Genomic DNA, 13644 nt, shown 5'->3' on the forward strand with positions numbered 1-13644 from the left:
CCATGAAGCTGCTGCGCGTGCTGAGTCTGCGGGGGATCGGCGCCCAGATGGCGGCGCTGGTCGTCGTTTCGATCGTCGCGCTGCACTTGATCATCACCGCCACCTTCCTGATCCATCGCCCTGATCGGGTGGAGCCGTCGGACCGCTGGCACACCCAGCTCGCCGCCGCCGCGCAGCTGCTCGGGCATGCCCCGGCGTCGGAGCGGCCGCGGCTCCTGGCCGACGTCGCCCGTGCCTTCCCCAACTTGCGATCGGCGACCTGCCGGCCGATGCCGGCGCGCTCACCGAAACCGACACGCCGAGCCTGCACGCGTTGCGCCGGCTCGGCGTCGGCTATCGCATCTTCCTGCTGCCGCGCGAGGCTGGCGGCACGCCGCATGACGGCGAAATTCGCCGCGTCGCGATCCGCCTGCCCGACGGCGCCATGTTCGCCGCCAACCTGACGCCGGATCAGCACCATGCGGCCGTTCTGGGGTGGACCGTGGATGATGACGGTGCTGTTCGCCGTCATCAGCGTCACCTTGCTCGGCCTGTGGGCGGCATGGGCGCTGACCGCGCCGCTGTCGTCCTTCGTCAAGGCCGCCGAGACCTTCAGCCTGAACGGCGCCGCCGCGCCGCTGCCCGAGCGCGGTCCGGAGGAGATCCGCTCGCTGGCCCGGGCGCTGAACCGGATGCGCGAGCGCATCACCGCGTTGATCGACGATCGCACCAAGATGCTGGCCGCGATCAGCCATGACCTGCGCACGCCGATCACGCGGATGCGGCTGCGCGCCGAATTCATCGAGGACGAGACCCACCGCCACCGCATGCTGCGCGACCTCGACCAGATGCGCTCGATGCTGGAATCGGTGCTGTCGTTCCTGCGCAACGACCGCAAGCTCGAGGAGATGACTCTGGTCGACATCGCGAGCACGCTTCACCTCGTCACCGATCAGTTCGCCGACATGGGACACAAGGTCAGTTACACGGGCCCGCAGCACGCGATGGCGACCGCGCGGCCGGCCGACCTGCATCGCTGCATCACCAATCTGGTGGAGAATGCCGTGCGGTTCGGCGGCGAAGTTGCCGTCCGCCTCGACGTCAGGCCCGACCGCCTCGTCGTCGACATCGAGGATGATGGGCCCGGCATCTCGGATGCGCACAAGGCGAGCGTGCTGGAGCCGTTCGTGCGCGGCGACCAGGCGCGCAACATGGATGAGGCCGAAGGCTTCGGCCTTGGTCTGTCGATCGCCAACGCCATCGTGCTCGCGCATGCCGGCACGCTGTCGCTGCACGATCGCAAGCCGCACGGGCTCGTGGTCCGGATCGAATTGCCGGCGCGGCAACAGCAATTGCAGCGGCAGAAATCCGCGGCCTGATCAGGCGAAGCTGATGCGATGAGGAGACGTCAGGCGGCGAGCGGCGTAATGAGCTCCGCTTCCTCGTAGATCGCGATGGCCTCGAAGCGGTAATTGCAGGCGCGGCAATTCCACAAGAACGACGAGCGGCCTTCGCTGTGCTCCACCCAATCAGGGCGGGCGATCGGCTTGCCGCATTGCGCGCAGGGATTTTCGCGAGGCATATAGCCGGTGTCCTGACGGACCATGGCGCATCTCCCGAATGTTGTTTCTTGCGTGCTTGGACAGAGCTGCTGACTGAACGATCGCGCACTCTGTCGTGGATGAAGTCTAGACCTTCATTGATTCGTTTGCACAACAAACTGCTGTGGATAGCGTGCGGCAAAATTAGTCAGAAAAATTAGAAGGAAATTGCAGGCCAGGACAATTTTTGGCTGAGACGATTGAAGCAAACAATTTGAAGCATCCGTCTTGCAATCGCGTCGTCCCTTCACCCCATGACCGGACAATCACGGATGCATAACGTTCGCTGATGCGAAGGTTTTGCCACATTCCTGCCCGTTCGCCGTACCAATGAGACCGCAGAACCGACGCGCATCTGAAAGCCCGAGCGATTGAGATGAAGACCGTACAAGCCCTTGGCTGCCTTGCCGCAATCGCGGTGCTGGCGTCCTGCGCGAGCGCGCAGGCGCAATCGCGCGCGCAATATGAGGCGATGGTGGCGGCCGAGGCCCAGGCGAACCTCGTGCCGGAAGAACTGGTGCATCGCGTCATCGTGCGCGAGAGCAAGTACCATCCGCAGCTGATCGGACGCGGCGGCACCATCGGGCTGATGCAGATCAAGCTCGGCACTGCACGTGGCCTCGGCTACACCGGTACCGCCGAGGGTCTGCGCGATCCCCAGACCAACCTCAAATACGGCATCAAATACCTCGCCGGCGCCTATCGCGCCGCCGATGGCAATCACGATCGAGCCGTGCGTTATTTCGCGGGCGGGTATTACTACGTCGCAAAGCGCCAGCGCGGGGATCACCTGAAGGAAGCAAAGCATGGCGGCGCGGGTGCACCGCCGAAGGAATTCGCCAAGTCGGAGCAAATGACGGCCGATACCGCCGAGCCGAAGCCGGAACAGGCCGAAAAATAGCGCCGATCGTGTCCGCGCAGCCCCACGGCGCGTGCCGGCCATCCTCGACACCGCCTGTCAACGCGTCTGGCATACAAGTTGACACACGAGCCCATCCTCCTACATTAGGGGCGTTCCGAGGGGTGCTCCGAAGGAGGAGCTGAGATACCGCAAGCTTGGGCTAGCCAGTAGGCGAATAGTCCGGGACCGCGGTGACCCTTTGAACCTGATCCGGGTCATGCCGGCGAAGGGACAGGGATGTATCAGACGTCAAGACCGCGGGGGATTCCCCATCTCCATCATCGGCGCAGGCATAGCCGGCGCCTGGCATGCGCTCTTGCTCGCAGAGGCCGGACGTGCCGTCACCCTGCATGAGCGCAGTGACGCCGCGATGACGAAATCCACAAGCCACTGGGCCGGCGGGATGCTCGCGCCGTGGTGCGAGGCGGAGGCCTCCGAGCCGGTGATCTCCCGGCTCGGCATCCGCTCGCTCGAGCTGTGGCGGCAGCATGTTCCGGAAACCCCGTTCAACGGCTCGCTGGTGGTGGCGCATCCGCGCGACCGCGCCGATTTCGAGCGCTTTGCCCGCCTCACCACCGGCCATCGCCGGATCGACGCCGAGGGCGTTCGCGCGCTTGAGCCGTCGCTCGAGGGCCGTTTCCGTGACGCCCTGTTCTATCCCGACGAGGGCCATGTCGAGCCGCGTCGCGTGCTGCCGCGGCTGCATGCCGCGATCGGCAAGGCCGGCGGCGCCATCAAGTTCGGCAGCGACGCCGAGGCAGCCGATCTCGACGGCGTCGTGATCGACTGCCGCGGCCTTGCCGCGCGCGACCGCGAGGCGAGCTTGCGCGGCGTCAAGGGCGAGATGATCATCATCGAGACCTCCGAGGTCGAATTGGCGCGCCCGGTGCGGCTGATCCATCCGCGCTGGCCGCTTTACGTGATCCCGCGCGGCGACGGCCGCTTCATGCTGGGCGCGACCTCGATCGAGGCCGAGGACAACGGCGTCAGCGTGCGCTCGGCGCTGGAGCTGTTAGGGGCCGCCTATGTCGTGCATCCGGCATTCGCCGAGGCGCGCATCGTCGAATTCGGCGCCGGCCTGCGCCCTGCATTTGCCGACGATCTGCCGAAAATCAGGATCGAGCAGGAACGCATCACGGTGAACGGACTCTACCGTCATGGCTTCCTGCTCGCGCCGGCGCTGGCGGAGCTGACGCTCGCCTATCTTGCGCGCGGCGAAATCGACAATGAGGTGATGCAATGCGCGTGATCGTCCAATGCGTGTAATCGTGAATGGCGAGCAGCGGGAGATCAGTGCGGTCAGCGTCGATGCGCTGCTGGCCGAGCTCGACTATGAGGGCACGCATTTCGCGATCGCGCTGAACTACGACGTGGTGCCGAAGAGCCGCTGGGCCGAGACCGCGCTGAAAGCCGGCGACGAGATCGAGATCATCACGCCGCGGCAGGGAGGGTGATGTGAGTTTGTTCGCAAAGTCCCTCCCCACGTCGTCCCGGCGAAAGCCGGGACCCATACGCCGCGGCCCTTCAGTGAAGCACGCGGGGAGACGTCCCATCCGACAATTTCCGGTCGTGGTTATGGGTCCCGGCCTTCGCCGGGACGACGGTATAGTTTGAGGAGACGCATGGTCACCTTCTACGGCAAATCCTTCCCGTCACGCCTGCTGATCGGCACGGCGCTGTATCCCTCGCCTGCGATCATGCAGAACGCGATCCGCGCCTCCGGCGCCAGCATCGTCACGGTATCGCTGCGGCGCGAGGCGGCCGGCGGCAAGACCGGCGATGCGTTCTGGTCGCTGATCCGCGAGCTCGGCGTCACCGTGCTGCCGAACACCGCTGGCTGCCGTAGCGTCAAGGAGGCGGTGACCACCGCAAAGCTCGCGCGCGAATTGTTCGGCACGCCGTGGATCAAGCTCGAGGTGATCGCCGACAACAACACGCTGCAACCCGACGTGGTCGGCCTGGTCGAGGCGGCCGGCATCCTGATCAAGGACGGTTTTGAAGTTTTCCCCTATTGCACCGAGGATTTCTCGGTCGCCTCGCGGCTGGTCGACGCCGGCTGCAAGGTGGTGATGCCGTGGGCAGCTCCGATCGGCAGCGCCAAGGGCATCACCAACCGCGACGCGCTGAAGCTGCTGCGCGACCGCCTGCCCGACATCACGCTGGTGGTCGACGCCGGTTTAGGGGCGCCATCGCATGCCGCCGAGGCGCTCGAGCTCGGCTATGACGCCGTGCTGCTCAACACCGCGGTCGCCAAAGCGGCCGATCCCGTCGCGATGGCCAATGCCTTCCGCCTCGGCGTCGAGGCCGGCCGCACCGCTTACGAAGCCGGGCTGATGGAAGCCCGCGACTTCGCCTCCCCCTCCACCCCTGTCGTTGGGACCCCGTTCTGGCATGCTGTATCCTGATCCCTTCTATCCCGTCGTCGACAGCATCAAATGGGTCGAGCGACTGACAAAACTCGGCGTCGGCACCATCCAGCTGCGCGCCAAGGAGCTCGACGATGCCGGGGCGCTGCAGATCGTCAGCGATGCGCTCGCAGTGACCAAGGGCACGCCGACCAAGCTCGTGGTCAACGACTATTGGCGCGCGGCGATCGTCGCCGGCGCCGAGCATCTGCATCTCGGGCAGGAAGACCTCGCCGAGGCCGACCTCGGCGAGATCCGCAAAGCGAACTTGACGCTCGGCATCTCCACCCATGACGACGCCGAGCTCGCCACCGCGCTCGCCGCCAAGCCCGACTATGTCGCGCTCGGCCCGATCTTCTTCACCACGCTCAAATCGATGCGGTTCGAGCCGCAGGGCATTCCGAAGATCACCGAGTGGAAGAAGCGGATCGGCGGGATCCCCCTTGTCGCGATCGGCGGCATCAAGTTCGAGCATGCGGCCGAGATCTTCGCCGCCGGCGCCGATTCGATCGCCGTCGTCAGTGACGTCACCCAGAACCCCGACCCAGACGCGCGGGTCAGACAATGGCTCGGCCTCAGCGCGGAGGCCGCGTGATGCAGAAATTTCCACCGGCGTCATTCCGGGGCACGCGTAGCGTGAACCCGGAATCTCGCGCCACAACCTCGAGATTCCGGATCGGTCCTAACGGACCGTCCGGAATGACGACAAGATAAGGAGGATCCCTCATGAACATCCGCTCCAATCCCGACACCACCCGTCCCGCCGTCACCACCGGCGCGCTGCCCGCCTCACGCAAGATCTTTGCGACGCCGGAGGCCGCGTCCGATCTGCGCGTGCCGCTGCGCGAGATCATGCTGTCGGAGGGCGCCGGCGAGCCGAACCTGCCGGTCTACGACACGTCGGGCCCCTACACCGACCCGAACGTGACGATCGACGTCAATGCCGGCCTGCCGCGCAATCGGCTCGCCTGGGTCAAGGAGCGCGGCGGCGTCGAGGAATATGAGGGCCGCACCATCAAGCCGGAGGACAACGGCAATGTCGGCGCCGCGCACGCCGCCAAGGCGTTCACCGCGCACCACACGCCGCTGCGCGGCCTCGACGGCCACAAGATCACGCAGCTCGAGTTCGCCCGCGCCGGCATCATCACCAAGGAGATGATCTATGTCGCCGAGCGCGAGAATCTCGGCCGCAAGCAACAGCTCGAGCGCGCCGAGGCTGCGCTTGCCGACGGCGAAAGCTTCGGCGCTGCGGTGCCGGCCTTCATCACGCCGGAATTCGTTCGCGACGAGATCGCGCGCGGCCGCGCCATCATTCCCTCCAACATCAACCATGCCGAGCTCGAGCCGATGATCATCGGCCGCAACTTCCTGACCAAGATCAACGCCAATATCGGCAACTCGGCGGTGACCTCGTCGGTCGAGGAAGAGGTCGACAAGATGGTGTGGGCGATCCGCTGGGGCGCCGACACCGTGATGGACCTCTCGACGGGCCGCAACATCCACACCACCCGCGAATGGATTTTGCGCAACTCGCCGGTGCCGATCGGCACGGTGCCGATCTACCAGGCGCTGGAGAAGTGCGACGGCGATCCGGTCAAGCTGACCTGGGAGCTCTACAAGGACACCCTGATCGAGCAGTGCGAGCAGGGCGTCGACTACTTCACGATCCACGCCGGCGTGCGCCTCTCTTACATCCACCTCACCGCCAACCGCGTCACCGGCATCGTGTCGCGCGGCGGCTCGATCATGGCGAAGTGGTGCCTTGCGCATCACAAGGAGAGCTTCCTCTACACCCATTTCGACGAGATCTGCGATCTGATGCGCAAGTATGACGTCTCGTTCTCGCTCGGCGACGGCCTGCGCCGGGCTCGATTGCGGACGCCAACGACCGCGCGCAGTTCGCGGAGCTGGAGACGCTCGGCGAACTGACCAAGATCGCGTGGGACAAGGGCTGCCAGGTCATGATCGAGGGCCCCGGCCACGTGCCGATGCACAAGATCAAGATCAACATGGACAAGCAGCTCAAGGAGTGCGGCGAGGCGCCGTTCTACACCCTCGGGCCGCTGACGACCGACATCGCGCCGGGCTATGACCACATCACCTCGGGCATCGGCGCGGCGATGATCGGCTGGTTCGGCTGCGCGATGCTCTGCTACGTCACGCCGAAGGAGCATCTCGGCCTGCCCGACCGCAACGACGTCAAGACCGGCGTCATCACCTACAAGATCGCGGCCCACGCCGCCGACCTCGCCAAGGGCCACCCCGCCGCGCAGCTCCGCGACGATGCGCTCAGCCGCGCGCGGTTCGACTTCCGCTGGGAGGACCAGTTCAACCTCGGCCTCGATCCGGACACCGCGAAGAACTTCCACGACGAGACCCTGCCGAAGGAAGCCCATAAGGTCGCGCATTTCTGCTCGATGTGCGGCCCGAAATTCTGCTCGATGAAGATCACCCAGGACGTCCGCGACTACGCCGCGACGCTCAACGACAAGGAGCAACAGGGATTTGGAGCCGAAGGCGATCAAATCCCGTCTTCAGAAATAGAAAAAGGCATGGCGCAGATGAGCGCCAAGTTCAAGGAGATGGGTGAGAACGTGTATCTCGACGCCGACAAGGTGAAGGAGAGCAACAGGGTGTTTTAACCCTCGCGCTCGTCATGCCCGGGCAAAACCTGGGCATCCAGAAAGGCCGGGTGAAAGCCCGGCCTTTTTGCTTCTAGCGTTCACTAAATCCATCGCGCGTCCGGATGGCCCCGGTCACGACCGGCCCAAAGCCACCAAGAGCGCCCCAGAACCATTGACCTGGATCAACGAAAGGCCCTTCACCTCACCGCATGCTACGATGCTCAAAAAACGGTGAAAGCCGCGCCGGGCATGTTATCATGGCTCCCCTCAAATAGACGATTGAGCGACTTTCCACATTCGTTTTGCAGAGAGTCCTGCAGCTTAATGACCATTTGATTGGAGAGTTTCATGAGAACCTTCAACGCCGTGCTATTCGTATTTCTCGTTGCGCAGGTGGCCTCGACACAGGCTGCGGATTTGAGCGGAGCCTGGACGATCGACGCCTCGGCTTGCAACCAGGTCTTCACCAAGGAGAACAACAAGCTCGCGTTCAGGAAAGATGCCGATCTCAACGCGGGCGGCCTGATCGTTCAGGGCAAGCAAATCACCGGCACGTTTCAGAAATGCACCGTCAAATCGCTGCATGATGACGGGCAGAATATCCGTGTGATTGCGGCGTGCTCGGACGGCGTCGCGATTTCGGACGTGTCATTCGACATAACACTCTCCGGCGAGAACAAGATCATACTCAGCTCCAAGGCACCGGTGCCCATTGAGACGCCGTATGTTCGCTGCTCGATGTGAGGTCGGCGGCGACGGCTTGAGCAAGTAGCCCGGATGAGCGAAGCGATATCCGGGGTTTACCTGTCCCGCATATCGCTACGCTCATGCGGGCTACCGGACTATTCCTGAATCCTACGCCGTCGCCCCGACAGCTGCTTGCACTCCGCCCCGCGCCCCCGCACCAAACGCAATCTCCTGATACCCCTTCTCCGCTACCCCGTTGATGATTCCCAAAAACTTCGGCGTGCCGCCGTTGTAGACGAAGTAGCGCACCGTCCCCTCCTCGTGGCCGGGGACGTTGGAGTTGTAGCCGGTGAACCAGCCCTTGGCTTTGCGCATCAGCATGATCTCGTACATCTTGACGACATGCGCGGTCCAGCGCTCTTGCGCTTCCAGCGTGGCGTCGGCGCGGGTCAGGCTGCGGTCCCACATGTGTTGCAGGAGATTGGTGCACCAGTTGACGCCGTTCTCGATGCCGCGCGGGAAGTTGGTGGACGCGGAGGCGCTTTGCGGGCCGGTCGGCATCAACAGGTTCGGGAAGCCGTGCACGAGCATGCCGAGGAAGGTCGACGGCGCGTGCTTCCACTTGTCGGCAAGGCGCTCGCCGCCGATGCCGCGGATATCGATCAGGTCGTAGGCGCCGGTGATGGCGTCGAAGCCGGTGGCGTAGACGATGATGTCGAAATCGTAGTCGCGCGCCGTGGTGCGCAGGCCGGTCTCGGTGACGCGAACCAGCGGCGTCTCGGAGAGGTCGACGAGCTGCACATTGTCGCGGTTATAGGCCTCGAAATAGCGGGTCTCCAGCGGCAGCCGCTGCACGCCAAAACCGTGATCCCGCGGGATCAGCTTCTCGGCGACATCAGGATCGTTCACGCGCTGGCGGATACGGCCCGCGATATATTCCGAGAGTTCCGCATTGGCGGCTTCGTCCATGAAGATCTCGCGGAAGTTCGCGAGCCAGATGCCGAAGCCGGGCTCGTCGTAGAGCTTGTCCCACAGCTTGAGCCGCTCCTCGCGGCTCACCTCGTAGAAGCCGCGCTTGTCGGGCCCATGCACAAAGCTGCCCGGCGTCAACGCGCAGGCAGCAAAAATCTCGTCATAGCGGGCGCGGATGTCGGCCATCTCCTCGTCGGAGATCGCGGAGTTGTTGAGCGGCGCGCTCCAGTTCGGCCGGCGCTGGAACACCGTGAGCTCGCCGACCTTGTCGGCGATCTCGCCGATGAGCTGGATGCCGGTCGCGCCGGTGCCGATCACCGCGACTTTCTTGCCGGCAAGATCGACCGGCTCGTGCGGCCAGTAATAGGTGTGGAACGAGCGGCCCTTGAAGTTTTCGATGCCCGGCACGCGCGGCATGGTCGGCGCGGACAGCAGCCCGATCGCGAGCACCACGAAGCGGCAGGTCAGTTCGCGGCCGTCACTGATCCTCAATTGCCAGAGATCGCGCGTCTCGTCGAACTGCATGATATCGACCTTGCAATTGAACTGCATGTGCTTGCGCAGGTCGAACTTGTCGGCGACGTAGTTGAGGTAGCGCAGGTTCTCGGGCTGGCCGGAGAAGCGCTCCTTCCAGTGCCACTCGTCGAGCAGCTCGCGCGAGAACGAGAAGCCGTAGGTATAGCTCTCGGAATCGAAGCGGCAGCCCGGATAGCGGTTCCAGTACCAGGTGCCGCCGAGATCGGGCGCGGCTTCCAGCACGGTGGCATCGATGCCGAGATCGGCCAGCCGCTTGATCTGGTAGATGCCGGCGACGCCGGCGCCGACCACGATCACCTCGTAATGGGTTTTCGCTTCTCCCATCATGTCCGCTCCAAAATTCTTCTTGATCTGTTTGGGTGGATTACAGACCCTTTTGCACCTGCAGGCAACCGCGCGCGAGCGGGCACGACTTGCGTTGAGGCGCTGCGTGCACCACATCGATCGTTACGACTGAAGCGTAGCCCGGATGAGCGTAGCGAGATCCGGGTTCATCCGCCCCGCATATCGCTACGCTCATGCGGGCTACCTACCGCATCGTACGTTGGACCGATATGACCGACAATCTCACCGGCGTCTGGGACGGCAGCTATGTTCAGCCGAGCGGCATGGTCACGTTCCTGGCGACGTTGATCGACGCCGGCGGCGCGCTCGGCGGCAGCGTGACCGAACCCTGCGTGATGCCGGGCTGTCCGATCAGCACGCACAATGCCTCGCTCGCGGGTCAGCGCTCCGGCAGCGCGGTTACGTTCGTCAAACGCTACGAGCCGCCGGGCTACGGCTATGACACCGTGCACTATGAGGGCGCGGTCAATGCCGACGCGACCGAGATCGACGGCCGCTGGAGCATCCGCGGCACGGCGTTCTCGGGAAATTTTCTGATGGTGCGTTCGACTGGGCCGGCGCAGGCGGTGACGGCCGAAGACGAAATCAAGGAGCCGGTGCGCTAGCGCGTGACGGGACGCCATATGCGCCAGCCTGGCGGGCTGGGGATGCTCATACGATTTCGGAATATTGGAAATGTATCCCTGATTTGCCCGACGTGTCAAGGTACCGTATCGGACGGCGGCAGCCGCCAGCTCCTTTGCATGGGGTTGTTTTCGCTATTTTGGTCCTGCGCATCTGCGACGACCAGCCCGACGCTGGTTTCCACATCGTCATGGCCGGTGACGAGAGCGGCGGAAATGGTAACGGTCGGGTCCGTCACACCGGCGGCTCTTTCGCCGTAGCCCGATCAACGGTAACCAAGCGACTTCCGCCATCTCTCAAATGCCCGACAGCGACAGCCACCGCCTCCCCGACCAGCTCCGCGCCAATCTGCGCCTGGTGTTCGTCGGCACCGCGGCCAGCACGTGGTCAGCCGCCGTCGGGCATTACTACGCGCATCCCGGCAACCGGTTCTGGCGTGCGCTGCACGAGGCCGGCATCACACCGCGGCGCTATCGGCCGGACGAGTTCGCGGCGCTGCTATCGCTCGGCATCGGCTTCACCGATCTCTCCAAGACCGGCGCCGGGATGGATCACGAGATCAACAGGCAGTCGTTCGACGTCGTCGGCTTCCGGGCGAAGATCGAGACGTTTCGGCCGAAGGCCGTCGCCTTCACCAGCAGGAAGGCGGCGAGCCTGTTTTACAACAGGCCGACCAGCGCGCTCATGCTCGGTCGGCAGCCATCAGTGAACGGCTTTCCCGAAGTGTTCGTGCTGCCGTCGCCATCCGGCGCGGCCTCGGGGCATTGGAGTTTGCAGCCGTGGCGCGAACTCGCCGAGTGGATCACGGAACCGTAGGATGGTACGAGACCGCCCCCCTACTCCTTCAACGTGATCGCAAGCCCGCTGAGGTCGACATTGGCCATCAGCCCGACCTGCTTGCCGCTCAATTCGAGCACCGCGCCGTTCTGGTTGGTCAAGAGGATGCCGCGCACGCCGGCGCCGAGCGCAACGCCCATGCCCGCCGCGGCATAGACGCCGTTGATATCCTGCGGACGGCGGATATTGCGCACCCGCCCCTGCAACGTGGTCTGCGAGCCGCCGAACACGAGCCCATAGTCCAGCCCGCCGGCCGTGAGCCCATAGGTCTGGCCGTGGAAGGTCATGACGCCCTTGCCGGCGGAGCCGCCGAACACCCAGCCGCCCTTGAAGATCACGAGCGTCACCGCGCCCTCGTCAGCCAGGGCAGCGGACGTTCCGGTGAGCATCGCCAGCGCGAGCAGCGCGGCGCGGGCGACGGATGGCAACTTCATGGGGGATTCTCCGGACGAAGTGAGAGCGAATCGCGGCAATCCAGCCGACCGGCGGCATCGCTGAAATGCCGCGAAACATGCGGGATTGCGCTTGTTCCTGATGGTGCGGAGTCTATCATCGCCTCTGCAGCCGCGCGACCACTGGCGCATGCGCGCCCACCGCTTTGCCGGATCGCTGAGGAGTTTGCGCAACAGGGATCTGCATCGATGCACGATTTGACCCCACTTTCCGGCCTTGCCGGCGGCGCGCTGATCGGGCTTGCCGCCGCGCTCTTGATGCTGCTGACCGGGCGAATCGCCGGGGTCACCGGCATCGTCGGCGGCGCGCTGCAGGCCGATACCGCCGACCGCAGCGCCGACCATTCCTGGCGCATCGCGTTCATCGCGGGACTGATCGGAGCGCCCCTGATTGCGGCGCTGTTCGGCGCGCCGCTGCCGCGGCCGGCGATCAACGCGAGCCTTGTGGTGGTCGCGATCGCGGGCGCGCTGGTCGGATTCGGTACAAGGATGGGCAATGGCTGCACCTCGGGCCACGGCGTCTGCGGCTTCGCGCGGCTGTCCGGCCGCTCGATCGTGGCAACATGCATCTTCATGCTGACGGCGATCGCGACGGTCGCAATCGTCAGGCACGGGATCGGAGGCTAAGCATGATCCGGAAAAGTGCGAAGCGGTTTTCCGAAAGGATCATGCTCGAACAAGGAGCGGTTTAGCGATGGCGGTGCTTGCCAGTTTTGCCTGCGGCCTGATCTTCGGCGCGGGGCTTCTGATCTCCGGCATGACCGATCCGCAGAAGGTGCTCGGCTTCCTCGATCTGTTCGGCGCGTGGGACGCGACGCTCGCCTTCGTGATGGCGGGCGCTGTTGCGGTCGCAGCAACCGGCTTTGCGATCGCCCGGCGGCGCACGGCCCCCGCCTTCTCGGCGCGCTTCCTCTGGCCCGACCGCACCGACATCGATGCGCCGCTGGTTGCCGGCGCGGTGCTGTTCGGCATCGGCTGGGGCCTCGTCGGCATCTGCCCCGGGCCGGCACTGGTCAATCTCGCCGGCCTCTCGCTACCGATCGTGGTCTTCGTCGTCGCGATGCTCGCAGGCATGATCGGCCAGAATCTCTTCGGCAGGAATCTTTGGCGCCGGCGTGCAGCGGCGCCGCGCGCCATCGAAACTTCTCCCCTGCCATCTCGCGCAGACGGGTGACCCAATGACTGAAAAGACCACAATCAAGCACTTCCCTCCTCCGCCCGGCGTCCAGGCGCCGCCACTCTCGTTCGGCGCCCGCGTCGGCGATTTGTTGTTCATCTCCGGCATTCCCGGCTTTGACGCCAATCGCGAGCTGCCCGACGGCTTCGAGGCGCAGTTCGCCAATGTCGTGACCAATTTCAAGCGCGTGCTGAGCGAGGCGGGCGCGACGATGCGCGATCTCGTCAAGGTCAACGTGCTGCTGACGCGCGCCAGCGACGTCGCGACGATGAACGCGCTGTATGCCGGCGCGTTCGGCCCCGCCCCCTACCCCGCGCGCACCACCTGCGTGGTGGTGGCGCTGCCCAATCCGAGGATGCTGATCGAGATCGAGGGCGTGGCACACGTGAAGGGGTGACGACTCTCTCCGTCATTCCCCGGTGCGCAATTGCGCACCTGAGGGAGCGCCGCTTGCGCGAGCCCGGAATGACGAGCGGAGAGAGCGGCGAAACGAAATGCAAAGC

Annotated in this window: 15 protein-coding genes, 2 pseudogenes and 1 riboswitch; of the genes and pseudogenes, 13 read left to right on the forward strand and 4 right to left on the reverse strand. The window is 64.8% G+C overall.

Translation table 11 applies throughout. The annotated features are described in order from the left end of the window. Positions 1-2 precede the first annotated feature (2 nt). A pseudogene (locus tag ACSKB9_RS12570) lies at positions 3-1358 on the forward strand (ATP-binding protein). 29 nt (positions 1359-1387) lie between these two features. On the opposite strand, the gene ACSKB9_RS12575 reads toward ACSKB9_RS12570, so the two are convergent. Next, positions 1388-1585: a hypothetical protein gene (locus ACSKB9_RS12575; protein WP_028332600.1), complete on the reverse strand. Its 198-nt coding sequence runs from the start codon at positions 1583-1585 to the stop codon at positions 1388-1390. A gap of 371 nt (positions 1586-1956) precedes the next feature. Here ACSKB9_RS12575 and ACSKB9_RS12580 point away from each other — a divergent pair, with 371 nt between their 5' ends. From ACSKB9_RS12580 to ACSKB9_RS12610, 7 genes and pseudogenes are all read left to right on the forward strand, one after another. Then, on the forward strand, positions 1957-2481 hold the full coding sequence (locus ACSKB9_RS12580; RefSeq protein WP_057014952.1) for a lytic transglycosylase domain-containing protein: 525 nt from the start codon (positions 1957-1959) through the stop codon (positions 2479-2481). 108 nt (positions 2482-2589) lie between these two features. Beyond that, positions 2590-2731: riboswitch (TPP riboswitch) on the forward strand. Further along, a complete protein-coding gene (locus tag ACSKB9_RS12585; RefSeq protein WP_438073480.1) occupies positions 2699-3730 on the forward strand; it encodes an FAD-dependent oxidoreductase in 1032 nt (343 codons plus the stop codon). It overlaps the preceding riboswitch by 33 nt. Before the next feature lie 7 nt (positions 3731-3737). After that, the gene (thiS, locus tag ACSKB9_RS12590) at positions 3738-3935 is read left to right on the forward strand and encodes a sulfur carrier protein ThiS (RefSeq protein ID WP_092116006.1); all 198 of its coding nucleotides are present in this window, start codon (positions 3738-3740) and stop codon (positions 3933-3935) included. A 168-nt stretch (positions 3936-4103) separates the two neighbouring features. Then, positions 4104-4886 carry a thiazole synthase gene (locus ACSKB9_RS12595; protein ID WP_438073483.1) on the forward strand — a complete coding sequence of 261 codons (783 nt, stop codon included), beginning with the start codon at positions 4104-4106 and terminating at the stop codon, positions 4884-4886. Beyond that, positions 4873-5481, forward strand: a complete 609-nt coding sequence (gene thiE, locus ACSKB9_RS12600; RefSeq protein WP_438073485.1) for a thiamine phosphate synthase — start codon at positions 4873-4875, stop codon at positions 5479-5481. Before ACSKB9_RS12595 ends, thiE begins: the two co-directional genes overlap by 14 nt. A gap of 131 nt (positions 5482-5612) precedes the next feature. After that, positions 5613-7528 (forward strand): annotated as a pseudogene (gene thiC / locus ACSKB9_RS12605) (phosphomethylpyrimidine synthase ThiC). Positions 7529-7858: 330 nt separating this feature from the next. After that, entirely contained in the window at positions 7859-8254 is a 396-nt protein-coding gene (locus ACSKB9_RS12610; RefSeq protein ID WP_438073486.1) for a hypothetical protein, read from the forward strand. A gap of 111 nt (positions 8255-8365) precedes the next feature. On the opposite strand, the gene ACSKB9_RS12615 is transcribed toward ACSKB9_RS12610, so the two are convergent. Next, positions 8366-10033, reverse strand: coding sequence for a flavin-containing monooxygenase (locus ACSKB9_RS12615; protein ID WP_438073488.1), 1668 nt, complete (start codon positions 10031-10033; stop codon positions 8366-8368). A gap of 227 nt (positions 10034-10260) precedes the next feature. Between ACSKB9_RS12615 and ACSKB9_RS12620 the strand changes: the two genes are divergently transcribed. Then, on the forward strand, positions 10261-10656 hold the full coding sequence (locus ACSKB9_RS12620; protein WP_438073490.1) for a hypothetical protein: 396 nt from the start codon (positions 10261-10263) through the stop codon (positions 10654-10656). 95 nt (positions 10657-10751) lie between these two features. Here the strand turns inward: ACSKB9_RS12620 and ACSKB9_RS12625 are convergent, their stop codons facing one another. Beyond that, positions 10752-10913 (reverse strand): hypothetical protein, encoded by a 162-nt coding sequence (locus ACSKB9_RS12625; RefSeq protein WP_438073492.1) that lies wholly within the window; start codon positions 10911-10913, stop codon positions 10752-10754. A gap of 62 nt (positions 10914-10975) precedes the next feature. Here ACSKB9_RS12625 and ACSKB9_RS12630 point away from each other — a divergent pair, with 62 nt between their 5' ends. Then, a complete protein-coding gene (locus tag ACSKB9_RS12630) occupies positions 10976-11491 on the forward strand; it encodes a mismatch-specific DNA-glycosylase (protein ID WP_438073493.1) in 516 nt (171 codons plus the stop codon). A 20-nt stretch (positions 11492-11511) separates the two neighbouring features. On the opposite strand, the gene ACSKB9_RS12635 is transcribed toward ACSKB9_RS12630, so the two are convergent. Continuing rightward, positions 11512-11946: a hypothetical protein gene (locus ACSKB9_RS12635; protein ID WP_028332611.1), complete on the reverse strand. Its 435-nt coding sequence runs from the start codon at positions 11944-11946 to the stop codon at positions 11512-11514. Positions 11947-12153: 207 nt separating this feature from the next. Between ACSKB9_RS12635 and ACSKB9_RS12640 the strand changes: the two genes are divergently transcribed. From ACSKB9_RS12640 to ACSKB9_RS12650, 3 genes are all read left to right on the forward strand, one after another. Further along, on the forward strand, positions 12154-12591 hold the full coding sequence (locus ACSKB9_RS12640) for a YeeE/YedE family protein (protein WP_438073495.1): 438 nt from the start codon (positions 12154-12156) through the stop codon (positions 12589-12591). Positions 12592-12658: 67 nt separating this feature from the next. After that, complete coding sequence (locus ACSKB9_RS12645) at positions 12659-13138, forward strand: DUF6691 family protein (protein ID WP_438073497.1); 480 nt, start codon at positions 12659-12661, stop codon at positions 13136-13138. Between the two features lie 4 nt (positions 13139-13142). Beyond that, the gene (locus tag ACSKB9_RS12650) at positions 13143-13538 is read left to right on the forward strand and encodes a RidA family protein (protein ID WP_438073499.1); all 396 of its coding nucleotides are present in this window, start codon (positions 13143-13145) and stop codon (positions 13536-13538) included. Positions 13539-13644 lie beyond the last annotated feature (106 nt).

The sequence above is a fragment of the Bradyrhizobium sp. BR 1433 genome, from assembly GCF_051547665.1.
Classification (GTDB): domain Bacteria; phylum Pseudomonadota; class Alphaproteobacteria; order Rhizobiales; family Xanthobacteraceae; genus Bradyrhizobium; species Bradyrhizobium australafricanum.